This is a genomic window from Vibrio sp. D431a (assembly GCF_030248655.1).
Classification (GTDB): Bacteria; Pseudomonadota; Gammaproteobacteria; order Enterobacterales; family Vibrionaceae; genus Vibrio; species Vibrio alginolyticus.
Map to the genome: position 1 here is coordinate 100,164 of NZ_JAHGAP010000001.1, position 23,985 is coordinate 124,148.

At 39.1% G+C, this 23,985-nt stretch carries 23 protein-coding genes; 11 read left to right on the forward strand and 12 right to left on the reverse strand.

What is annotated here, in order from left to right; translation table 11 throughout:
* Positions 1–33: 33 nt before the first annotated feature.
* Positions 34–681: a hypothetical protein gene (locus KJB35_RS00625; protein ID WP_285468919.1), complete on the reverse strand. Its 648-nt coding sequence runs from the start codon at positions 679–681 to the stop codon at positions 34–36.
* A 304-nt stretch (positions 682–985) separates the two neighbouring features.
* On the opposite strand from KJB35_RS00625, the gene KJB35_RS00630 reads away from it, so the two are divergent.
* The gene (locus KJB35_RS00630; protein ID WP_285468920.1) at positions 986–2,107 is read left to right on the forward strand and encodes a hypothetical protein; all 1,122 of its coding nucleotides are present in this window, start codon (positions 986–988) and stop codon (positions 2,105–2,107) included.
* A gap of 214 nt (positions 2,108–2,321) precedes the next feature.
* Here KJB35_RS00630 and KJB35_RS00635 read toward each other — a convergent pair whose 3' ends face one another.
* Both KJB35_RS00635 and yfbR read right to left on the reverse strand, forming a co-directional pair.
* On the reverse strand, positions 2,322–2,864 hold the full coding sequence (locus KJB35_RS00635; protein WP_285468921.1) for a hypothetical protein: 543 nt from the start codon (positions 2,862–2,864) through the stop codon (positions 2,322–2,324).
* A gap of 2,244 nt (positions 2,865–5,108) precedes the next feature.
* Positions 5,109–5,810 carry a 5'-deoxynucleotidase gene (yfbR, locus tag KJB35_RS00640; RefSeq protein WP_285468922.1) on the reverse strand — a complete coding sequence of 234 codons (702 nt, stop codon included), beginning with the start codon at positions 5,808–5,810 and terminating at the stop codon, positions 5,109–5,111.
* A 126-nt stretch (positions 5,811–5,936) separates the two neighbouring features.
* Here yfbR and KJB35_RS00645 point away from each other — a divergent pair, with 126 nt between their 5' ends.
* Together KJB35_RS00645 and KJB35_RS00650 are read left to right on the forward strand one after the other, a co-directional pair.
* Positions 5,937–6,137 carry a hypothetical protein gene (locus KJB35_RS00645; protein ID WP_285468923.1) on the forward strand — a complete coding sequence of 67 codons (201 nt, stop codon included), beginning with the start codon at positions 5,937–5,939 and terminating at the stop codon, positions 6,135–6,137.
* 1 nt (position 6,138) lies between these two features.
* The gene (locus KJB35_RS00650; RefSeq protein WP_285468924.1) at positions 6,139–7,062 is read left to right on the forward strand and encodes a hypothetical protein; all 924 of its coding nucleotides are present in this window, start codon (positions 6,139–6,141) and stop codon (positions 7,060–7,062) included.
* 16 nt (positions 7,063–7,078) lie between these two features.
* Here KJB35_RS00650 and KJB35_RS00655 read toward each other — a convergent pair whose 3' ends face one another.
* Complete coding sequence (locus KJB35_RS00655; RefSeq protein WP_285468925.1) at positions 7,079–7,720, reverse strand: hypothetical protein; 642 nt, start codon at positions 7,718–7,720, stop codon at positions 7,079–7,081.
* Positions 7,721–7,818: 98 nt separating this feature from the next.
* Here KJB35_RS00655 and KJB35_RS00660 point away from each other — a divergent pair, with 98 nt between their 5' ends.
* The 5 genes from KJB35_RS00660 to KJB35_RS00680 all read left to right on the forward strand — a co-directional run bounded on the left by KJB35_RS00660 (position 7,819) and on the right by KJB35_RS00680 (position 10,058).
* On the forward strand, positions 7,819–8,190 hold the full coding sequence (locus KJB35_RS00660; RefSeq protein WP_285468926.1) for a hypothetical protein: 372 nt from the start codon (positions 7,819–7,821) through the stop codon (positions 8,188–8,190).
* Positions 8,191–8,393: 203 nt separating this feature from the next.
* Positions 8,394–9,050 (forward strand): hypothetical protein, encoded by a 657-nt coding sequence (locus KJB35_RS00665; protein ID WP_285468927.1) that lies wholly within the window; start codon positions 8,394–8,396, stop codon positions 9,048–9,050.
* Positions 9,051–9,108: 58 nt separating this feature from the next.
* Positions 9,109–9,384, forward strand: a complete 276-nt coding sequence (locus KJB35_RS00670; protein WP_285468928.1) for a hypothetical protein — start codon at positions 9,109–9,111, stop codon at positions 9,382–9,384.
* The gene (locus tag KJB35_RS00675; protein ID WP_285468929.1) at positions 9,374–9,838 is read left to right on the forward strand and encodes a hypothetical protein; all 465 of its coding nucleotides are present in this window, start codon (positions 9,374–9,376) and stop codon (positions 9,836–9,838) included. Before KJB35_RS00670 ends, KJB35_RS00675 begins: the two co-directional genes overlap by 11 nt.
* Positions 9,828–10,058 carry a hypothetical protein gene (locus tag KJB35_RS00680; protein ID WP_285468930.1) on the forward strand — a complete coding sequence of 77 codons (231 nt, stop codon included), beginning with the start codon at positions 9,828–9,830 and terminating at the stop codon, positions 10,056–10,058. The genes KJB35_RS00675 and KJB35_RS00680 overlap by 11 nt, the downstream gene beginning before the upstream one ends.
* A 196-nt stretch (positions 10,059–10,254) precedes the next feature.
* Here KJB35_RS00680 and KJB35_RS00685 read toward each other — a convergent pair whose 3' ends face one another.
* Positions 10,255–11,214, reverse strand: coding sequence for a hypothetical protein (locus KJB35_RS00685; RefSeq protein ID WP_285468931.1), 960 nt, complete (start codon positions 11,212–11,214; stop codon positions 10,255–10,257).
* A 182-nt stretch (positions 11,215–11,396) separates the two neighbouring features.
* Here KJB35_RS00685 and KJB35_RS00690 point away from each other — a divergent pair, with 182 nt between their 5' ends.
* Positions 11,397–13,010, forward strand: coding sequence for a hypothetical protein (locus KJB35_RS00690; protein ID WP_285468932.1), 1,614 nt, complete (start codon positions 11,397–11,399; stop codon positions 13,008–13,010).
* A gap of 48 nt (positions 13,011–13,058) precedes the next feature.
* Here KJB35_RS00690 and KJB35_RS00695 read toward each other — a convergent pair whose 3' ends face one another.
* The 6 genes from KJB35_RS00695 to KJB35_RS00720 form a co-directional block, all read right to left on the reverse strand.
* The gene (locus KJB35_RS00695) at positions 13,059–14,072 is read right to left on the reverse strand and encodes a hypothetical protein (RefSeq protein ID WP_285468933.1); all 1,014 of its coding nucleotides are present in this window, start codon (positions 14,070–14,072) and stop codon (positions 13,059–13,061) included.
* Between the two features lie 26 nt (positions 14,073–14,098).
* On the reverse strand, positions 14,099–15,643 hold the full coding sequence (locus KJB35_RS00700) for a hypothetical protein (RefSeq protein ID WP_285468934.1): 1,545 nt from the start codon (positions 15,641–15,643) through the stop codon (positions 14,099–14,101).
* An 85-nt stretch (positions 15,644–15,728) separates the two neighbouring features.
* The gene (locus KJB35_RS00705) at positions 15,729–16,364 is read right to left on the reverse strand and encodes a hypothetical protein (protein ID WP_285468935.1); all 636 of its coding nucleotides are present in this window, start codon (positions 16,362–16,364) and stop codon (positions 15,729–15,731) included.
* 9 nt (positions 16,365–16,373) lie between these two features.
* Entirely contained in the window at positions 16,374–17,282 is a 909-nt protein-coding gene (locus KJB35_RS00710) for a hypothetical protein (RefSeq protein ID WP_285468936.1), read from the reverse strand.
* Between the two features lie 15 nt (positions 17,283–17,297).
* On the reverse strand, positions 17,298–17,648 hold the full coding sequence (locus KJB35_RS00715) for a hypothetical protein (protein WP_285468937.1): 351 nt from the start codon (positions 17,646–17,648) through the stop codon (positions 17,298–17,300).
* Positions 17,649–17,772: 124 nt separating this feature from the next.
* Positions 17,773–18,414, reverse strand: a complete 642-nt coding sequence (locus tag KJB35_RS00720) for a hypothetical protein (RefSeq protein WP_285468938.1) — start codon at positions 18,412–18,414, stop codon at positions 17,773–17,775.
* A 571-nt stretch (positions 18,415–18,985) separates the two neighbouring features.
* On the opposite strand from KJB35_RS00720, the gene KJB35_RS00725 reads away from it, so the two are divergent.
* Complete coding sequence (locus KJB35_RS00725; protein WP_285468939.1) at positions 18,986–19,897, forward strand: hypothetical protein; 912 nt, start codon at positions 18,986–18,988, stop codon at positions 19,895–19,897.
* A 263-nt stretch (positions 19,898–20,160) separates the two neighbouring features.
* Entirely contained in the window at positions 20,161–21,879 is a 1,719-nt protein-coding gene (locus KJB35_RS00730) for an LPD23 domain-containing protein (protein ID WP_285468940.1), read from the forward strand.
* A gap of 460 nt (positions 21,880–22,339) precedes the next feature.
* Here the strand turns inward: KJB35_RS00730 and KJB35_RS00735 are convergent, their stop codons facing one another.
* Entirely contained in the window at positions 22,340–23,455 is a 1,116-nt protein-coding gene (locus KJB35_RS00735; protein ID WP_285468941.1) for a hypothetical protein, read from the reverse strand.
* Positions 23,456–23,985 lie beyond the last annotated feature (530 nt).

Below are 23,985 nucleotides of genomic sequence, written 5' to 3' on the forward strand. Positions count from 1 at the left end.
GCTGTAGTCGAGTGTATTGCTCCGGTTTTTGCGTCAAATATTACTGATATCTAAGTTACCAGCTTTAGCGATATTTTTGGCTTGTTCGTAAGTGTAACTACCTTTCCTAATTATGTTTTTAGCTTCGTTAATGTCATCAATTCCAGCAACTTGCCCCTTACGAATCCTGATCTCCATAGCTTTTAAGGCTGCTTCATAACAATCACTTGGGACTTCAATCTGCATTGGATTTCCAAAACGATCAAAATAAATGAATTGACCATCCTTGAAGCAAGTTGCAACGCATTTTGAACCATTACTCCAATACTTCGTTTGTATCTCTTGATTGTTGACCAATCTATCGGCACCAAACTTGGCATTGTCATCGCCAATGATCTTGGCTGACTCGCCAGATAATATATCATGCATGTGATTGGCATCTTCAGCTGCAAAGCCATGACCCATAGAACCATGATATTTCACTTTTCTTGCCCACTCTTCAGAGGACATAAAAATATTTACTTGAGAACCTGTGAGCATGGCTACAGGTGTCTTAGAGTCTTGAGTTGATTGGAATAACTCTCTCGAATGAGCGGCAGTGCGGTTTTTTGAATCTTCATTCTTAAGCAGTAGGATTTGAAGGAGAGCAAACTGGAGGGCAATCAGTGCGTCATTTTTAGAATCTGAAGTGTTATTCTTCATGGAGGTTCTCTCAATTATATTTTGCTCATGTTATCAGTTGCATGAATATCCAAAAATAAGGGAAATCCCCTAGAGCTTCACATTGGTGTAGGTCTACAAATAAACCTCAATTGTTTTCAAAAACACAATTTGACTCTGCAAGAGCTCTGAGAGATAATTGAGTCAGGTTGCCGCTCCCGCCTCCAAGCCCATTTGGTAAAGTCGTTGATAGAGCAATATTATTCATTAAATTTAACACTTTAAATGTGCCTAGCGCATATTGAACTCGGGCTGTTTCAAACTTGCGCAATTAATGAGGTCATTTATGTCAGATTTCTGCTATTTGCCAAACGGCAAGCCATTGAGCAACTTAAAGTATGAAGCTAAAACTGCGTATCGCAATGGCTTGCACAAAAGCCATTCGAATGCTCTAAATAGCCTAACGAAGAAAAAATTTGGTCAATCTTTTAACAAGTTAAGACCAAAGCTACGTGCTGCTTCTCCATTTTATTACGGTAATGACTTAGTTCTTCCATATGCTTTTCATGGCTTTAGCCTAGCGATAATACTAAAAGAAACAGGCTACACGTTTAGTGATTTTCAATCTCTGCCTTATGAGCCTAATTTCGAGTTAACCCCAAGTGCCATTAACCATTCCATGCTCCGTCCTATTGGATGGGATTCAGACCTTGAGATGTTTGAGGGTTGGGCTTTTGAAGTGGGGGTTAACGGTGAAGCCGTCGCACTAATGCCATCGAAAGACGGAAGGCACATGGAGTTCCATGTTTTGGACTTTCTTAACGAGAATGACTTTGAAGCCCCTGTTTGGAAAGGGTCTCTTGCCAGTAAACTATATCCATTGACCGCAGTAGCGATTTTCGCTGAAAACTTTGATGACATCAAAACGGCAGTTAAAGAAACAGACTATGTTTCTATTAATGAAATCCCTCTATCAAGCATCATTTTCGAACAGCACAAGCTTTATCGAGCTGAGCTGAATAAGATTATTGACAATTCAGAGCGTATCCTTGAAACACTTGGCGCTGAGAACTCGAAAGAAAATGCACAAATCTTAGTCTCATCCATAGAGCAAATCTATGACGTTTTGACGCTTTCGGCAAATGAAGGTCAAAAAAATCCAATTATATGTTCGTTCTGTTTCGGGCAGTACGTGAGGTTAAATGATCTACCCAAGTCACTTTTGGTAGCCATGTTAAAAATGACTGCTTTAGAATGGGCTCTATCTGAAATAAGAGCTCATAATGCAGCATCCCTCGATATCTTCACCTTCTCGTATGAAAACAATGAGGCAAACGGGATTTCATTAATGGCGCTTACAGAGCAGGAAGCCGTTTCTGAGTATTTCGCTCGACTATCAGTAGCATTAAGCAAGCTTGATATCACACAGCTCGTAGTGATTAACAGCTCTAAATCAATACGAAATTAACTTAACCACCAAAAATAAAGCTCAGTGCATTCCTGAGCTTTATAATTTTTCGTAAATGGTATTTAAAGTGGGAAAATTCAGTAAAACTACAACTTAAGATAAAGAAGACTCAGGCTGTTAATGGCCTACGAATAGCAGAGCTTATTGAGTTGTATACAAACAACACAGCCGCATTTCTGCGGCTTGATATCAACTGACTAAGAACAATGGTTCATCATGATGCTAATGACATTTGCTCTTCTAATTCAGGTAAAATAAATTGCTTAATCAATTTTGTTTTAAAATGGAAGGAAATTGCTTTACCACCACATTCTGTGTAAGTTTCGTTAAGCATCTGTCTCAATTTTGGGCGGTAACCCCAGTTCTTCTCTAGATCGTTGTCAATTAACTTTGATAACTTTGCTAGACTTTGAGCAATGGTTACTCGACTGCCTTTTTTGCCAGAGTCGATTTCATTTTCTTTATTAAACGAGAATGGGATTTCCACCAAATCAAGTTTCAGTTCTTCAAGACGTAAATGCGATGGCAGCATCTCAAAGATAATCTGTTCACGAACATAGCTAGATGGACTATAGTTCCCGCGACACGCAAGGATGGCTAGTTCTTTAATTTTTTCTTTAGCTTTCTTTTCACTGCCACATTTTAATACATAGGCTTTGTATAGTTCAGGGTGCAACGTTAATTTTGAAGTAAAGTCACCATCACGGTAAGGGATAGATTTATTGCGAACACTGGTGATTGTCGTTTTATTCGTCATAATAATAGTTCCTTACTATTACTGAGATTTTCTCGCCTATTGACTAATGAAGATAAATCTCACTATTTGTTTTTATTTTGATTATTTTTTTATTGATTGATTAGTATGCTATATGCATATAGTGATTAAATATATCATTCTCATTTATTCCAAAATGTTGCACTTCATAAAACACTATCCCTGTGCAACTTGTTAACTATAGTACCACAATCAGTTTTATAGTAAACACATTAAGAGCAAAAAGGACCCTATTTTTTTGGCATTTTGGTGGTATTATAACCAAATTTTAGTGATCTGCGACGCAAACTTAATGTAGGGTTAGCTAAAGTAATAGTAATAATGCCCCATACAGAATTTGTAAGACTTTAAAATTGAGAGCTTTTTATTCATCACTCCAGTTAAGAATCTTTAAAAATCCATGTTAATCGAACGGTGTTTTGTTTGTAAAAAGTCTTAATCATTCAAAAACTAGAAAAGTTAAATGAAACAAATTTAATTTGGTTTTTATTTAATGCTCAATTGACATAATACTGATTTATTAAAGCTAAACCTTAAATTATGTAGCATTCAGATTGAAAAGAGATAGCTCTTCAATAGAGCTTAATGAAGGGAGAGCTTGCCGCCCATAGCATTGACTGTATAGCTACGCAGTTTGCAAGATCTGTAAATGAACAGCACTATAGTAGCAAGATTGTGACAACGTTCATTTAAGCCTTTTGCCATTTGTTTAGTGTTGCGAGGACTGTAACTGCCGCGCAAAACATCAAGAATGGCACTACTCGATTGAATAGGGTGTATTCTCAAAAATATCGTAAAAAGGAACACTCCCTGATAGCTAAGTAAAACAACTCAGCACATCTTGAGTAATAGTACCACGAAGAATAAATCAAACAAGCAAACACTGGCATGTGCTTTAAATTTTTTTCTAAGTGGTTAATATTTGAACTTGCATATGGGAGAAAATTAAAGAGAGGAGGGCGAATTGCCCATAATCATACAAGCACCCCGTTGTAAAACGGGTTATGGAGCTAAGCATGATTACGCAGTATAGACACCTCTAACGGGAACTGCCTCACCCATATGTGAGATTATCCAAGTCCCGTTAGCCTTACATCGTTTGTTTTTATGCCTCGTTACGTAACGCAAGGGTTAGATCCCGCCGCCAAGAACGATACTACTCGGAAGAGGCATTGCGCAACGCTGTAATTCGAACTCTAAGCCACCCAGTATAGCCTTAAATTAGAGCACTGTATGTTTGTACAGATTTATTATTAATGCCGTTCTGATGGTTCTGGGGGGGCATTTTGATGATCACTACATTAAAGTAACAACCCAAATGTTTGATGAGCCGCCCATACTGAAAATGCTTTAGCACCAAATGCCGCATCTTCAGTACGCAGTCTGAACATCCCATTGCATTTTGCCTCACCCGTTTGTGAGATTATCCAAAGCCTACAACGTCCTTTCATCGCTTCATTACGGAACTAACTAAATATAAAGTTAGTAATCACAATGTAAGAGCGACACCTGCTTACGAAAGTGATTGTTTTTGTACGTCGTCCAAGGCTAAACAACCTGATGACTGTGGCATTATAACTAAAACAGATTGCGTGTAAAGAGAAATATGGTGATTTTAAATGAAGGGGGAACGTTCGGGTGAAGTACCGCCCATAGACCCTAAGACTACGTAGTTTGTACTTCCAACACTCAAAATGCCTCACCCATACGTGAGCTTATCCAAGTTGAGTGTGCCTTCCGTCGTTTATTTGGCATCATAATGTTTTGAGAAAGCGGTATCACAACAATGTACTTTACAGCAAGAACGACACTACTCGTTATAAAGTGATGCAGGAATATACAATGAATATGAATCATCGCATTTAGCTATAATACCACATACTTATCATTGTGACACAATGTTATTTTGAAAAACCTTTGATGGACGCATCCACAATTTGAGGACTTTCTTCCAAGTTAATGGATCTTTTGTGTCTTTAGGTTGACTTGCTATTACTAGCCTAATGCTAATGAATGCAGGAAGCCAACTAAATGCCAAACCAAGCAATGTCAGTTCTGGCTGCATTACCGAAAGCGTTATACTAAGCGCAAGGTAAAGTGCCGTATAAATGCACATTCGGTGGAATACGGATTTTGGGGTCATTTTTCTGGTCGTCGTATAAAAAATCCCACTATGATTTAAACTTAGTGGGATGAAAAATGTGGTAACTTTCGCCTAGTGTATGCTCAGTAGTTTTCACACATCTTGTCTAATGTGGCGGTACAATTTTCTAAGAATTCGTTTAGAAAATCTTGAACAGCTGGAACGTCCGTTTGTTGCTCTAGAATATCTTCAAGGTTGATCTTTACGTCGGTGAACTCGGAGTTGTGAAATCGAAGTTCATTAAGAGTTTTAATGTAGGCACTTAAAACATCTGCCGCTTTCACGATTTTTTTATAATCCGCATCAACTTCCTTTTGAATAATCAAACCTTCATATGACTTTCTCAAATCATCAGGTAGTGAGTTAAAACATTCAATCTCGGCAGCGTTCTCAATTTTCTTAAATGCCTCTGAGAACTCTTTTGACATGTATTTAATCTTGGTTGAAATGTCTTGCGTTTTTGTTTCTGCAACCTCATGAAAGATAGCTAATGTCGCAGCTCTGTCGGGACATAAATTAGAGCCATAACGCACGTTCATAATGGTTGTCAAAAGGTGTGAGATAACAGCCACCTGATGAGAATGCTCACTAATGTTCTCTTCTTGGAATGTGTGCATTAATGACCATCTTTTAATCAAGCCCATTCGATTAAACCAAGCTATGAAAGTTGATTGTTTGTTCTTCTTTTTACTGAAAAGCCTCAGATCATTCTTGTTCATGTTACTTTCTTTGGTAAGTAACTTAGCCAACATTTTTCCTAGTTTCCATTTTCCTTCAGCTGACATTCTTTATCTCCTATGTCGAAACTGGCAATAGTGCCACAAAACACAAAACCTGCACCAAAGACCAATACTTGATGAAAGTCACTTTTGTGGCATAATAACATAAGTTTTATAAACAGTGGTTTTATTATGATTTTCAAATTAACTCGCAAGCATGTTTCAGCTGACAATACACTAGGTGAAAGTCACATTGGCAAGTGGGCTTTTGGTTGTCCAAATATGTCATCATCACCTGTTGTAATGATGGGGTGTAACGGTAAAGAAGATGCTAAAGCAATAGCACTTCTCTTAGGTTTAATGGATCATGCGAGAGAGTATAAAGGAGTCTGAGGTGCTAATTGACACATTACCCAATACATTTACTGAGACTGATGAAACAACGCTAATCGATATATTGACAAACAATGCGCTTAAAAAGTCAATCTACACACTTGAAGGACAACCCGTTGATATTAAAGGTTTTAATAAAGACACCAACGAGTTGGATTGCATTTATAAATACATTGATTTCTTTGCTTTTGGCGATGAGTTAATGCCAGAAGTAAATATGAGCGTTCCCGTCTGTGATGTTAGTAAAGAGCATTATCTACCACCATCAAACCAAAGTGGTTACAACGAATTCAGAGCAGGGTGCAGTGCTTATCTTGTTTCAGATGTCACCGACCAAGAAATTCAACTCGAACTGAAAGCCAATCCTAATTTTATCTTTGGATCAGACCAAGTAGTGGTTTTTAACGAGCAAGTAAAGTTACCAATTCTGTTTTGTATGGAAAAGGTACGTCCATACTCTGCTATGGTGAATAAATGCCTGATATTAAGTGATAACTTAGAGATGCTCTTAAAACTTTCTTACGACAACTCTGACTTCCTAACTGAAGAAGCAAGAAAGATGGATCTATATTTTAGCTCTCCGGAGTTCAAGTTAGAACTGGAACAATTGATTGATGACGCAAGGACTGAAACGAAGAGGCTCCGTGAGTATAAGACTACAAGTAGGTATGCGGAATTAGCGCGGAATTGCAAAGAGTATCTTTCGGTCGAAAAGAATGTTTCTATACATTCTTCTTTCTGCGAGAGTGCTGGCTTTTGTGATGAGGATGAATTCCATCTATTTATCGAGGCTGCATGTTCTGGACTAGAGCCTAATGAAGATCTTGAGGCTGACTTCAGGACTTTTGTCACCATTTCAGAAGGTTTGAGTTTTACATCGGTGCATGGGCAAGGTTCATTCTGGTATGTCTCTCTACCAGAATAAACCGTAAATCAGATAGTTAGCAATCAAGAAGGATCTTCATATGGCGTTCCATGAAAAGTGAAATGTTGGGTGTGACGTGTTCAATGTACTGATAATTCTCACTACTAATCTTGAATTCAGATTTTTCGTCGCCCAACGAAATTGTCTTAATCGCAACGCCATTACGTCTGTACAAGGCTCTTAGAATTTCTAATTGTTCAGGCTCAGTGATGTAAATGGTTTGCTCACCGCCTTTAGAAAGACAATTGCGAACAATTCCATCAACCCAATCGGCAAGTTCACTTTCCTTGATAAAGTGTTCAGTTGAATTAGAAATGACAATATTTATCAGTGCTACTACTTCTGGCATAGATTTTTGCACCAGAAAAAGTGCTTCTTTTAAGGTTTCTTCGTAATAATGTCCGATCTTATAGCTTTTGTCCTGATGGATGAAGCCACAGTGAGAGACCTCTACGGACTTGCCTAGATGCTTACATTTGGAGTACTTAATTTCTTTTGTCCCACGGTGCAGTCTTAGCAATGAAATCAACTGGCAATGTGTGGTTATTCGGATAACTTCTGGTTTTGTTTCAAGGATCTTCTTTATCCAATCATCAATTTTCATTGAAGGCACAAAGTCAGCTGGATTATCAGTAATTTCAATTTCAGGGCAGTACATTTTGATTCCAAACTTGGTGTATTTGAGAATGAGGCTACACTAATAAAAACACCTAATCAATAGTTTTAAAAAACACCCACCAGCATCATAGGATTTTTATGAAAATTGAATTTAAAACCAACATACCAACTCACGGCACAGCGACGCTTTTATCTTTTCCAGAGGCTGGAGAGTTCAGTGAAATCGAATCTATGTCGTTCGATGCATCTCCAAGCAAGCTTAAAAAGCTTAGTGAACAACTCCAAAGTTTTGCGGATAAAGTTAAACAAGCAGAATCGGAGTGGACTAATGAGGACGATGAATCGATACAAATGTTCAAGAATGGGTTTTGTGATGGTTTTCTTATTGGGAAGTCTTTTTTTGTCACTGCTTATCACTGGAGAAATATTTACCTCTACTCCGGTAATAAAGCAATTAGGCTTACACATGAAGCCTTACTTGAATTCATTAAGGAGTTAGGTAAATCATAAATAACCAGTACTGAGGTGTTGACATTGAGCTCAACTGTGGCATTATTGCTTCCGTTGGGCATGACCTAGTCCAGATAACCCGCCACGTGGCAAAGCGATAGCGTAGGTCTTAATTTGATTCACTGTTGTACATATATCTTTTCTTTATGGTCAGTGGAGAGTGGCGCTTAAATACTGACGATGATCTATAAAGGAAATTTAATATGTCCATGTCATACCGTCCACGTCTTACATCTCAACAAATCGAGCAGTTTAAATCTGACATCCGTTTTCTTAACAAGAAAATTGCTGTTTCAGTACTTAGTAACAACTCAGGAAAGTATGGGACAGTTAAGTCTCAAAATGCTTTTGCTAGAGAACTTAGTTTTACTAGCATGTCTGAGCTAATGTCGAAAAAGGTTTTTGAAGAGCATCATTGTGATTTTTCTTTAACGAATTCGCTTAATGTTCAGCAGATTTATAATGTTTATTCTTCCCTGTCATTAAACGGTAACAGCAAGAACTATACAAAACTGTCAGTTGGCATGGTTCAAGATGCTGTGGCTGATTTAGAAAGTACGACTGTGCATTCTGAGGAGCCCTTTATCGGCATTTTGGAGTTATTCGAAGTAATTAACGCTGATAAAAACAGCACTCATGAGTATAAAGAAGGGGACAGTTACCCAAATTCTTTTGTTGTGGATGCTAAAACTGAATTTTTCGATAAGCTACGTAGTTTTGATCACTTCCGAGTTTATATCGGTAAAGAGTACAAGTGTTATACCGTTGAAGAGTTTAAGCATATCTATGACGGCACTAAGTGTTTTCGAGTAGTCAGAGGTCGTTGGTACGAGAACGGACTTTCCCTTGGTGACCAATAAGTTAACCATATAGGGAGGTTATGCCTCCCTATTTTTCGAACGATTGAGAGTAATTTTAATGAACAAGCGTATTGCCAATTCAAGACCTTTTCACTGGGTTATGGTGCTTGGGTTTTATGGAGCACAGAGCCTTCGATTAACAGTTGCTATTATGCTGCTTCTATTGCTTTTGTTTTCGATGGCATCATCGTATATCGAGAGTCAGTTCATTATGGGAATAACTTTTTTTGTATTCAAGATAGCTTTAGGGCTTAGAATTCCATTGTTATTCATGCCAGCAGCGAGAGCTGACATTGTACGTGTAATGGGTTGGGATAAGGCTTGTGAAGGTTAATACTAAAAGTATCGGTGTAATTGACATTGATGAAGTTGATGACGGCATAGAGACTCTCTCTATTAAAGAGCTCTTAAAGTATTGGAATCCTTTTTTAGCGTGGTTTGAGCTGAAAGGCGTTGCTATTGCTCAAGAAGAAGTTCTTGAATGCTTAAAGAAGGGTGAGGAGGAGTTGGTATTTACTGAGATTTTCTTCTCTGGGGAGTATGTGTCGGACGAAATTGCAGCTGAAGCTCGCCGAAATCACATTAAGAAGATTGCTTATTTCGTTAAGCATGGGGTGAATGACGCCATTGATGTTGAGTTCCTTGAGAATGACAACATCGCGGTTAATGATGGTAATCATCGTTTATGCGCAAAGGTTATTCGAGGAGAGACAGAGATAGAGTCATTCCTCGGTGGTTTCATTGACTTTGCCTACGACAATAATTTGGTGATAGAAAGTGTCAAATGATGCAAATGATGCAAATGAATTAACTTTTGAATTTTGCCATCCAGAAACGGGTGAGGTAAAACAGGTTACTGTGTCGAAAAAAGAAGTGGGCTCATATATGGAAGATGTGTTGTTTGACAAACTCCTTGATTCCGCATGTGAATGTAAGTTAGTTGGAGAGACAACGCACCTCGACTGTTTATGTTATGAGCAATACGAAGATTTTGTCTTAAAATCCTAAATAAGAGTTTGACTAGCCGTAATAATGCCACTAATATTCGCTTTATCAGATGCGCGGTCTGTGTTGCGGTAATACCACAACTCAACAACAACGGTTACTGGGCTCCCTCCATCTTTGCGCGAAAAGAAAATCGGGAATTAGGTTCCGCAAGTGACATTAAGTTACTTGCGGTTTCTTCTTTCCAGACCTCTGGAAACTAAGCAGCCTTCCTCAGCTCTCGTCTCTCTCTATCTTTGAATTGATTCGTAACTTCTGTTTGAAGCATAGGGTAAGTGTTCCAGATTTGCTTCATTACCAAGTCAAATGACCAGTCGTGGTAGGTTTTGTGCTCATCTTCTTTTGCTAACTTCCAGCTGTGTTCATAGCCTTTGGCGCAATGTCTGATCATGTTGACTGTATGTTTGTTCATTCTACTCAAACTAAGAGATTGTCTAGTTTCGCCTCGGGAAAGGAGCCATTTTTCTGTAACGTCACGCCATACTTGTATTGGTAATGGGATTATACGAGGCGGTATCTTTTCAGACCAATTTACGCATATATCACCCGCTAGCTTATTGGATAACGGGATATCGCACTTAGTGTAGTACCCGTCACTCAAGTCCTCACAAGCCCATACTGCTGAATTAAACTGCCCATTCTCATCTCGAATGACAGAGACCATATGAGTTTCCACGCGTGATGCCTTTAGGGGTTTGGCTAACTTCAGTTTGAATGGCCCTTTTGAAAACATTCGATAGAAGATCCGTGCATCATGCTCTGGTAAGTTATAGTGCTTGATGAGATTCTTTACGTTGAATGTGACAAACTCAAAGTCCGATCGATTACACATGACGTTTTTGTCCAAAATGGGAATTTCAACGGGATTGTCTTCATTGACAACACGATGTCCATTTCGAGCCTCATCGCCTAGGTTGTCTTTGAAAAATATCAATGGACAAGGCAGAGATGTATTCAGTCCCTTGGGTTTTTGCCACTCATCTTCCATACCCATCATTTTGAGCATAGCTTTAAAGCCTTCAAGTATTGTTCTCGGCAGCTTTCCTTCTGAAGTTATAGTCACTGTCTGCTCAAGCTCATCTAAGAGCTGTGAAGGGATTGAGACGCCTTCTATGTCAGTAATACTTAGCATCTCTTGAATTTTGTCAGGGCTTTTCATGCTGCTCTTTGTGGTACTATTACTATGATTTTCGGATAATGCCACGTCAGCACAATCCCTTCAAGTAGCATTATTGCAAAAGCCAAGTACGTATAAGGATCTGGCATGTAATAATTCCAGAACTCTGGAAAGTCAAAATTGGCTTTATCTCCTATGAATTTATACAATTAAAGAAAAGACTAATGTATTTCATTAACCAGAGCGAAATCCCTTTAAATAGACTACGAGGCTACACTAACAGCAAGATTGCAATCCCCTTAACTGAGGTAATCAAGCATGATGGAACTCTTGATTGGTTTGAGCTTGATTCAGTGAATCAAACATATAAAGAATCGCTACTTTTAGATGAATCAGAATTTGATTTAAAATCCGCCTGTGAACGCTTTAACCTCGAACTCAAGGATTCAGCGACAGTACCGATCACTGAGACTCGTGTTCAGCAAGGCTTTAAAGCGGGTCTTGTTGATTATGGGCTTGGTGCAATCATTAAGGTAGGGGATAAGTGGTTTGATAAAAACAACGAAGTAGAAATCAAATCTGAACAGGATGCACTCTCATACGTTTCAAAGTACACATCTATAATCCCTTGTCTGTACCAACACGATATCGAACAAATGGATCAGAGTGGGGTAATTACATTAAATGGTGATGTGGTAGCTACACGCTCAAAAGAAGAGGGTGAGCTTGTTGAAACGTGGAAATTACACAAGACGGGGAGACAGCTCACTGGAGAAGCTCTTCGTGTTCTCCATCACCTAGATTACCCTCTAGCAATAATGAATAGCGCTGCACACGCAGACCTCTATCACGGTACACTTACAGATAAAGAGTCGATGTCAAAGTTTGACTCTAAGCCTATGACAACATCAATGCGTGGTTCAGGTTTATACACTACTCGTTCCATTAATGAAGCTGTTACTGTCTATGCGAACCCTAAGAGTTTTGAGGTCTCTATGAAGCGTGAAGGAGCATCAGACGAAGAGAAGGCAAGAATGAAAAGTGAAAACGGCTTACTACTTAAACTTCGAGTTTCTGGAAGTAATTGTTTTTACAATGCCGACTTCAATCGTGACTCAGGGTTTAAAACTCTCGGTGATATGCCTTCACCACATGCAATTGAGGCACTATGTAATAGCTTTAAGACTAATAATCCTTCAACAGACAAGATGCTGGAAAATACAGCTAAACGTACTGTTTCAAAGCTGTTTAACGCAAGAACTCATTACGATTGCTACGTGGTGATGAACGAATTAAACACCGAACTTGGAAAGCTTAATCAAAAGGAATTCAGACGTAGTGGCGGAGCTCTAAGCCGATTAATTTCATCGATGGGATATGATGCAATAAATATCGTTCCCCCAAAGCCTGAGCAAATACAACATATAAGAGATCTGATTGATGATGTTGACCGACCTAGGAGCGAAGTAAATGAGACTATTACAGACTTGAGTATTACCCCTAAAGCCATGAAGACTTACTTGGACAACCATCTGAAAGCAATTTGTAGCTCAGTTGCGCCTAAAATGGAAATGGGGCATACATTGTTTTTTGATCAGGATAAGCTCCCTGTAATTACAGAAAGCATTAAATTGCCTAAACACACTGCAATTTACACCGATGAAGTTCCTCACCCTGTAAAAGGTTACAGCGATGAGTTTTACTCCTTTGATAATAAAGACGAAAACAGGTTCAACACAATGAACATAAACCTTGTAAGGACGGTGCGTGAGGCTCAGTTTAAGAACCCACAAATAAAAGCCGAGCATTCAATAAACGCTAATAGACCTAGAATCTAGTGTTGGCTTCGTATAAAAAAAGACCTCTAAGCGAGGTCTTTTTATCGTTTAAATACTGCTAACTTTTGATTGGGTTCGTTTGACCCAGTCGATCTCTGGAATATCTTTCTGTTTGTCCAATAATTCTTTCCGTTTTAGGATCTTGTCTAGTGATGAGCTTTTGATCCATTCATCAAATTGCGATTGAACTAACCCACGAATACACTCATGCGTTGGGAATTGCGGCTTCACTCCGCACACCCCTAAAACCCGCTGTACATCCGCCACTTCCGTTAGCTTGCTCAATGCGATTTTTTCGACCTCATAAGTCTTGCCATTTTTGTCTTTTGACACACCATCTACTTTTACATCGTTCGCAAAAAGCAACTCATCAATAATGTAGGTCGGGATTAGGTAAATAGAATCCACGTAGTTATAAGGGTGTTTGTGCTCACCATTATTAGTTCGGATGAAGAGGTAGAAATCTGAAGGTCGACGCATCACAGAGATAGCACCGCTGAGGTTATCATCTTTGATGATGTGTAACTGTTTTCTTTTGATGTCTACTTTTGGGTTCACGGAGCATTTCATCTCTATACCGAAGCCATTAAAAAAACTCTTACACACCATCTCTTGACTAAAATAGGCTTCAAGTTTTTTGGGCTTAATATAGAAGTCGCACACATCGTCATCGCCAATAGGAGGTCGGCAAAATGTATCATCTACGGATGATGATGCTCCAATCTGAAGCTCTAGAAACTTAGCGCGGATTTTGGCATCTTTAAGAGCTAAGACCTTTAAATCCTCGACTTCTTGCTGGGTGTAAAGATCAGTTTGGGGCAATTTGAAATTCACTTGATACTTTACAGTTTGAGAAATTAGAAACACCTCTTCGAGTGTTGGAGGTATGCAATCATCATCAATGCCGCGACTTTCAACTAAGTCTTTAAGTCTTTGTTCTGAGATGTTGGTTGACGCCGCCAAGCTTTCAAATGATACCTCTTTGTCTTCAATTAGGATCATTAAATCTTCGAAGAAATTAAAGATATAGCTTTGTGCGCTGTGAATTAATTTATCATTCATACTAAAAATGAGCAGCTTACACTGCTCTATCCTTGATTAGGTTGAAAAGCTACCAGTCTTTTGACTTGGTCTTCAATTTCTGGCTTAACGCCAACCACAGTTTCGATTAACTTGGTGATCTCTTTGGCGTGGTAATCATAGAACTCACCAGCCATGGTATCGACAATTACCTCAGTTTCTGTCATCCGGTGTTTGTTGATCTCATCAACTACTTTTCCTAATGAATTTACTAGCTCTTGAATTTCTTGTTTATGAGCTTTTGACTGAGATTTCTTTTCAATCAGTTCCACTAATTGGGAAATAATGTCTTTAAAAGAAGAAGTTTCTTTCTTCATTCCCAATCGACTGAAACTGAATGTGTCGTGCTCAAGTGATGAGCTTGGGTTCTTTAACTCTCTTCCGAGGTAATAAGGAATTGTACACTTGACAAAGTGTCCGCATAAACTGCCTTGGATAAGCTCAAGCAACTGGTTTTTGGTCATGCAAATTTTCGCAATACCATGCAAGCGTTTAATACCCACATCACCATGCTCTCCAATGTAGTCATTAGCAAAGCAGATGTTCATATCGATAGTTGAGTTATTCGTATGAGCGTTCCCGAAGGTGTAAGTATCGTTGGCACTATTGGTGCTCAATTTAATTACCCCTTGGCAGTTTTGAGCGCCAAAAGAAGCTTTTCTTCTTAGGTCAAACGTTCTTTGATCAACTAGCCAACTGTATTCCTTACTTTCGTCACCTCTTAGGTTGGCCGAGCGCACAACACGCGCAAGCGAGACATGCTCAGGCTTATCAATGCGAAATGCTTCGAAATAATCGTTAATAATTGAAGTTTTTTCTACGTTACTCTCTAGTAACGCAGGCGAGGCTACTTTCTTCAATAAACCAGTTAACGTAGACACTACCTCTGATCTTACGCCAACCATAGTTGATTCTAAAGTTCTTCTTAGAGTCTCAATAAGAAACTCTACGTCGACATTAGTTGATCTAGCTAGGACAGCAAGCTGCCTCTTAAAATCATCTTTAAACTGTTTATTGATTTTAAAGTCAGGCTCACAGAGTGACACACATACATCTTCTAGCTTTTTAACTGCGTCCACCAGCTCTTGGGCATCAGCATTGGTTTGTTGGTAGAGTTGCTTATTTAAACTAATGTTTGGCTTATAGATGTCTGTCTTTAAATCGTTCAACTGGCTTAATGTTATTGGCGTTCCTTCGCCCGAGTCGACTTCAAAAATCAACTTAGCTAAAGATAGTTCCGATAACATCAGTTTTAATAATGGAGTTTCTAAATCAGGCACCCATTCATCATCGCGATAAACGGCAGGGTAGATTGATAACTCCTGAGCAAAGTCAGACTTGACCTTTGAATTGAATAACTGAACTTTATCGATTTGAACAGGTTTAAGCTGAATAAATCCTGCTGAGGTCATAGAATCAGCAATTGTATCAACTCGTTTTCTTACTTGAGCTCTTTGATTTAAGCAGCTAATAGCTTCATTAGTGACAATGCTTGGTAACCCATGCTTGTCCTCATTCAGGCAGTCGCTGACAATTTGCCTAATTGTGCGCATTTGAACCTCTTGAAAAGTGAATCTATCGCCATTTTACCATAACTAGTTGGCCTTGCAATGGATAGTCATTTGTTTTTAAAAACACCTATTTTGCACAGTGCCTCAGTATTTCTTGTATATCCGGCGTGTGTGTTGGTTTGTATAAGTGCTTAACCTTTTCATGTATTCGAAGCACATCTTCCTTACGAGCTAAATTAAATACAGGGATGTTGTGACGCAGTGCAAGCCTAATAGCTGTTCGGGTTCCACCCGTTCTTTGCGTTGTCTCTTCCCATTCCTTTGCCCCGTCAGGTGTCCAACAGACAAGAAGTCTTGATGGGATTGGTGATTCTATTGGGTCATCGCCTAATACTTGAAAAACATTGCGAAGATGATTTGCAACGGTGTTGTTGTTGCTTGGTGATTCTATTAAGACGTGCCAGAACTCGTGTAACGACTCTTTTTCAACAACGCTCATGGCGTCCATTCGTTTTCTAAAGTCTGATACATAAGTTCTTCTGCAATTCCCTTTAGGGAAACGAGGGGAGGGCATGTATATTTCTTGAAGTTGAGATAGTCGAGCTGGCACTCCCATCTCAAAGAAAGTGTCGGCACCTTTTGCTCCACCAGATCTAATGATATATCTGCATTGTTCAGTTAAATACAGAGCTACATAGTGCATTAAAACCCCAACGCAATTCGGGGTTTTTTGAGATCCTACAAGGGTGGCAGCAAAAGACATTGTTTCTCTTTATTTTAGAATTTTGCCAAAAAAGATTCCACGAGAGAGAAGTGTGTGTAGCTTAGATCGCGTATTGCTTAAGTTCCAAGGTCTGACTTTTGACTTTGCCGTTACACCCCGTAGATATTGACTGCAAATTTCGTTCTGCTTATCAATATAAGATGTAAGCTTTTTTTCTGCTTGCACTTTGAAAGAGTGGTAGTCATCTTGTGCTTCGTTAAAGTTATGCTCTTTGGAAATCTCTAATTTCTTTTTCTTAAGCGCCTCTTCAGCCGCCTCAAGTTCTTTTTTTGCCAAGTTTAATCGAGCCATTTCAGGTGAATCTTCAACTGCCTTATCCACAGACTTCTGTAGAGCAATGAATTCATTGTATTTGTCTTGTGCCGACTGGAAAACACCGTAGATACAATCTTCAACTTGTGACATCTCAGTTTCGAAGTTTTTTTGTTCTAACTCTAATGAGCCATTCTTCGATGGTAGTTCTTCGCCTGTAATTAAGCTTTTTACACCGCCAATAAAGCTGAGCTCTTTTTCTTTTGTCATCCCTTCCGAAACGCCAAGCGATTCTGCTAGGTAGGTTATGCGACAGATAAGATCGCGAGCATCACGAGGTGTTAGTTCGTTGCTTGAGATAACTGTGTCATTAGCTGCGTTCTTAATCGAGACGCTTACAAATGGCGTTTTAGTATTAGTCTTAACTAATGCCACCGACAAAATGATTTGTGGTTCGTCTTGTCTAATGAAGAAGTATCTTGAGTCGGCATTAATCTCTTTGTAAGAGAAGTTGGTGTCACCGTCTTTATTGCCGCTAAACTTAGGGTCGTGTTTGTGTATTTCTCTGTATGTCGGCGACAGCTCTTTTCTTAAGTGTTTTAGCTCAAAGCTAATTTGTTGTGAGAGTTTTTTTGTGCAAGACATTGGATAGCCTCTTGATTAAAGTTGTTCTAGATCGTTGAGAATTTCTACAATACGGTGCTTACACTCATCTGAAAGCTCACTAATTAAAAGTCCTTGCCGACCGTCAATGTGTAAGGTGTTTCGTTGCTCGTTAACACGGACGAGCATATTCAAATGCCCTAACTTGTGAGCCTCTATTGCGTCACTTAAAAGCTTGGCGGCTTTTTGGTTTGAAGAGCCAAGTCTAGAGATGTTTCTGTACAGATTTGGGGAATCGATTGAGTTGCCTGCAACAAAGTATGTATAGCCAAATTTGTCAGTTTTAGGGTTTATTGGGGAGCCAACTGCACACGTCATTGGATTTGAAAAAAGAATATTAGATTTCATTATTTATAAGTCCTTTGTAACTTGGTTATGCTAAACCAATACTTAAAGATCTTCAATTGTTTTTAAAAACAAAAAGGCAACCATTGGCTGCCTTCTAGTGTTGTGTTTGTCTTTTGTTGTGTGATTAACGGAATAGGAAAGTAGTCTTTATCACATCTTTCAAAACAACGATTTCTTGGGGAGTCATCGTGTCCTTCAGTTTCTTCACAGAATCATCTGTTAGGTGGTGTTGATCAGTTTCAACCGATAAGCCGTTCGGTAGTTTCACCACTGTTTTTTTGTCTTTAAGACCAAACGAAAGCAAAATATAGCCGTTAGTGAATTCTCCACCTAGTGTGATGGTATCATCTTGGCAGTTTTGGTCACACCAATCGTTCATATCAACCGATGCTTCCATTAGCGCAGTGATTAATAGGAAGTTTTTAAAGCCTAGTTTATCTTCCTTGATAAGCTCTATAATCTCTGAACCTTTCATTTCAGAATTATACAGTTCAACTTGATCGCCTATAGATTCAACACCCTCAAAAATTGAATCATCTAGATCGAACTCGTCTGTTTTTTCATCAGTGATAACTATCGCTGTATGAACATTGCCAAGGTTTGAGATCTCGGTAACAGGAGTGGAAAATATTGCAACATTGTAAACAGAATTAACATTGAATGTAGCAATATCAACTAGCACGTCTGACTCGATAAATGGCTTCCCTGATTTTAAAAGTGAACTCTCGATTTCGCAAATCGTTGTAGCATTATTATGTAAAGTCACTCTAAATCTCCGTTTTTCTTATATCTGTTTAAGTGGGGCGTAGTTTAGCGGTCTGATGATTTTTGTCAATAGAACGAGCGTGCTATGTGGCATTAAAACAAATGGAATTGTTAACAGAATGTTTAATGCACCACACCAAAAACATACCATCAATCGCAAGAAGGCGATCATTATGATCGTCTTATGATCAATAATGCATAAATTAAAACCTGTAAGATTACACTTTCATTAAATTTATGTTAATCAAATGTTTTTATCGACACTCAAAATTTTTTTATAGAACGATTTCTTGTATTTGTTGTCAGAGCTTCAATCGCCTTAGAACCAACCAGAAGAATGTTTACGGTAGCATTATGACTCACAATTACGAGCATACTTACGAGTACAAAAGTTTCTTCTAGTGACGGCATATGGCTGTTTTTTCAAATGTATTCACGTGTCGAATGCTTACATTGAACCAAATAGAATTAAAAGTTTTCGTGCATATCTCGATTGTTAACGTTAAAGTTTCAGATCTATCTATCAGTAGATATCTAAGCTTCTGCTGAATATTCAAATTTATAGGATAATTATGAAGTCGACAACGATTGCCTTACCCGAGAACTTTGTTTTTGTTTTTAAAAGACAGTGGGAAATGCGCCTTAATGACCCGTGTAAATATCGTCTTTCTGCATACTGGCATAAGCAGGCAAATTTAAATTCTATAAAATTTAATTCAAAAAGTATTCGCGTACCGTTTACTGGAGAGAGTACAGTTCTGACTCAAAGTATTTACGACCTTTTGGATTTGATCTTTAAGTCTTCAGTAAAGAAGGGGCTTATCACTCAAAATGATGGGTTGTTGTATCTAGCAAAACTAAAGAACTGGAAGAAGACTGGGGAATTTAAAAAATCAGTCCAAAAGAAACGACTTAAAACCATCAAGAGTAAGCGAGGTGATTTTTACTTGACTCCAGAGGAGCAAGTTCGTCGCTCAAAGCTAGCACCTTTACTTCAGAAGCGAATTGAATCACTTGTTTGCGAGTACGTGCGTGCCTCGTTTAAGCTATTTCCAGACTTGCCGTCAAGTTTAGCGGGTTTGAGAGAGGTCAAATACACCACAGCGCCTAGCATAACTCGCTCATCTGGTGGGATAAGTGGGGGCAATCCGTACATGAAGTTTGCTTTAAGCCGGATAATGATTGAACTTGACGATCAGGGGACTGATTTAATATTTCACGAGTACGACAGCTTTAAAGATGACGATGTGATTGGATCTATAGGTGGTAGCATTGAGGTTTACCTTTCGGCACTCGTTGCGCATGAACTGGCTCATGCTATCCAATATACATTATGGATCAACAACATGTTCGATCAACCCACTTGGAATGGTTTAAAAACCATAGATATGACTGAGGGGCATGGTGAAGGCTGGCGCTACATTTACGGCGTATTACGTAAAACGATTACAAATCGCCTTCCAGACGCTAAAAGGGTCGCTTAAAGCGACCTTATCCCCTGCGTACAAAACTTCCTTACACCACAACCAATCTGATAAACAGGCATACGAACTCTCAAGAAACAGCCCCTCATTAAATACAAGCTATCTCGCTCAGGTTAAAGCCGATAAGCCAATCCTATTATTAGTGCATCTGTAACACCTTTTAAATTGTCGAGGCTCTTTCTGACACCTACTTTGTACGCATTGTTTTTAAAAACAATTGAAGTCTGTACACATGTTCCGATAATTAGTATTCTTTAATTAAAATGTTCATTGGTTCACAAGCAGAAGGTGCCAAAGATTTAGGTATCGATGAAGCTATTCAAATGGAAGCTCAGGGTCTGTCCCGTGAAGAAATTTTCACAAATACTGGATGGTTTAGACAAGTTGAGTCTGATAGTAAGTGGAGATTTGAAACTGACGACTCAACTCTTGAATTCTCAGAAGAAATGAACAGCTTCTTGAGCGGGAGTGGTGGTCAAGAAATCCTATTGATGGATGCTTTTAAGCCCAACCCCATTCTTGAGCAATATCATGATTTCTGGAATGTTGTCATCACTCCAATCATTCAGGACGATTCGACTATCCGTTCAGGAGGGTATAAGGCTTCCAATCAATGTAGGTTCAACACAAATTCTGGATTCGTTGAGCTTCACGTGTCTCTTGATGTTACAAAAGAACAATTCAAAAAGTCATTACTACATGAGGTGCAGCACTTTATTCAACAAAAGGAAGATTTTGCTGTAGGTGGCAATGCAACAATGTTTAGGGAACTAGACCTTCTTAAAGAAAAACGCAGAGTGAGCCTTCTTAAGATAAATAACTTACTTAGGGAGAATCCAGAATTTGCAAAAGGTCTTGCTCAGCGATTTCAGACGTTAATTGAATTGCACTCATACGGGGAGGGGAACGACCTTGACTGGGATGCTGTCCCTGATGAAATCGCTGACAGATACTTCGATGAGCTTGATGCGTTCGAGGAAATGTATCCGAAATTGTCTAGTGAATATTTTGAGCTGGCAGATGAAGCTGAAAATCAAGAATATCGAGGGACTGAAGGTTATAGATACATAGACTCTATCACTCAGTATTTGCACTTAGCGGGTGAAATTGAGGCTTATCAAGTAGCAGACAGGGCGTACCTAACCAACACTGAGCGTAAAGCTTCAATTCCTGTTTTTATTCCACACTTTAATGAGAAAGTAGTATCAATAAAGCCCATTGTTCACTTTCAAAATGATGTCGATCAGGTAATTGAGAATGCTTGGAAAGATGAAATGCTTTCCAGAAATACAACTGTTAATGATGTGTCAGTTTATGCAGATTATTTCTCCCGATCGTCCTTTAGTAAGTTTGCCCAGTTCGATGAACTAGTTAAATCTGTAAATAGCAGTTTTCTTGTAATGATGGCCGACTTGTCCAAAGACCTACCTGATGACAATCCTCTAGTGAAGGACTTTAATATCGTAACCGCTTGGCTAGGTACTACACCTAGGCAGTTTAGAAACCTTGATTACGTTTCCCGTCGTGAGTACGAGCACAGGTTTAATGAGGGATTCTTGAGTTATGTGTCAGAGCCAACCACTAATGTTCAGATGAAAGGTGTATTTGATACAGTTACAAAATGGCTTCGACTTATCGCTGAAAAGTTTACGGGCGCTTTAACCGATATAGATGTTACCCCTGAGATGATGTCTGTTTACAACAACCTTTTTGGCAACAGTGATGGTGTAAATCCACACTCCGATTTCCAAACTAAACTCAGGACATCAATCAATGATGCAATGGACTTAACGGTAGATGCTCAATTATCTTTCGCCGCTGTTGTAGACGCGGGGTATGACGCAGTGGCTGAAAGGTCAGGGGTTCCAAGAGACACTTTAGAGAAAAAGTATTCGATGGAATTTAATAAACGAACAATACTCAAAGCACCAAAGAAGGACAGTAACGGAGTGATTAGAATTCCCCGCTCTATGAGCTTCTAGAGTGGCAATAAGTAGGCTAGCGAGATGCTAGCCTTATTTTTGCACCCGCATCCCCACGTTCATTAATTCATGGTTAACGATCAGGGCTAACATCGATATCAGACTTAAGACTTAAATGGCTGCACGTTCACGATTCAAGGATTAATGATCAAGGCTAACATCGATGTATCAGTTCATGTTCGATCTTGCGGTTTGCTTTTGTTTCTCGAAAGTTATTAACGATATTTGTCATTAATATCTGAGTGTTGGTGGTTTACTTGTTTTTTCACACACTACAGTTAACAGTGTTTTGTTTCGGAAGCATGATCAAGTCTTGTGTTTGTACGGTAATTGCAGAATGTATCGTTGTGCGTCCATGTACGATCTTGCGCATCGTAAAACATCCACCAGCATCAAACAAAAGACCCTTTTTAACTTGATGTTAAGTATAAAAATAGGAGGCTATGCCCCCTATATGAGTTTAGAGGTATCGAGCGATGTCTTTACGAACTGTATTCGGAGCCAGACCTGTTTTAACCACTTCCATTACAACTTCAGCAATCTGACCTGAGATATCAGCTTCCTGTGAAGTGAAATCTGAAACATCACCAAGATTAAGGACTACTTCACCATCTTCACCGACCAAGTATAAATGAGCTTCTAAATGTGAGTAATCACTATCATCAAAGCCTACATCTAGCCTTAGTCTGTATTCCTCTGCGTATTTACAAAGAATGACCGATGGCATTTTGGAATCATTAGTGGTTACATCTTCGAATAGAGACAAAGCCTTCTCAATTACTAAATACTTTGACGTTCCTTTAAAGAAGTCTTTGCCGAACCTTGAAACCCAAGGACTCATAGGCTTGATTGGTGAGAAAGAGTAAATTAACTCTAATTGCCCCTCATGCGATAGCTTGTCAATGTCGTGATTTAGCTCGCTAAGGATAATTCCGCGCAGGCTAGTGTATTCACTCCCCTTAGAGTCTTTGGTTTGAAGGTAAGCGTTGGTAGGGATGCCTTTACAGTTCGAGATTGATTCAATAATCTCCTGCTCATTAGACTTATATTGGTCAAAGATATTTAAGCTCCATCCATCAAAGTCCTTAGGCTGCAACTTCTTAATGTTTTCGTTTACCCAATTAACAATCTCAAACGCATAGTTAATTGCAATCTGACTGTCACGCATACGATCTGAAATTGAGATGGTGCGCTCTGAGGACTCCATTCCAATACTAATACGAACCTCTGCTTTTGTTAGGTAACCATCATCCCCTAGAACTCCGTCGTGAATGTGGATGTTTTCGAAGTGGTCACCATTCACCTTAATCGAAAGATGAATCCCTGCGAGTTTATACTTGTTGTCACTTGTGCGTGTGAAGAACACCTGCTTAGTTGTCACATCATAGGCGTGAGCATGAAGTTTAGATACATGGTCAAGATATGCTTCTTGAGAGCGGAATCCGTAGATCGTGGACAGACACTTAACAAATGCTTTTTGTGTAACCTTCATACCTGCGATTTTTGGAGAGGCGAATAAGGTTGCAAAGTTAGTAATGCGTTCGCGACTTAGAAAGTTATGTAGATAGAGTTTCATATATCACCTGTAATTGCCGATACGTATTTATAGTACTGACCTCCAGTTAGCACTTACAGAATCGGACATGAGGTTACATATGCGTTCTTTAGGGTAAGTGTTTTTATATTAAGAAGTTATTGACCATCAGATTAATCTGGGAGGTGGCGAGGTAACTACCCTCAATCAAGGGCTTATTTGTGTGCCAAGACGTGCAACTACAATACCATGATTAGGTACATTGTCAACGAATAAGGAGTTTAGGATCGGATTTGACAGGTTAGTGGTCAATGAAGAACATCGATATAATCTTGTGCTGCTAGGCTCTAACAGGCTTCGTACGTTCACGAATGGTGTGATAGCGATCAGAGCAAACATCGATACAAAATAATTGATGCTGGTGGATGTTGAGATTGAGTCACAAACCTATCTAAGTCCATGAATGCTAATTACGTTCACGGATGTCGGATTAATGATCAAGGCTAACATCGATGCAAGTGTGACTAACACATCATTGTGCAATTTCATGTACGAACGGCACCACGATCGTA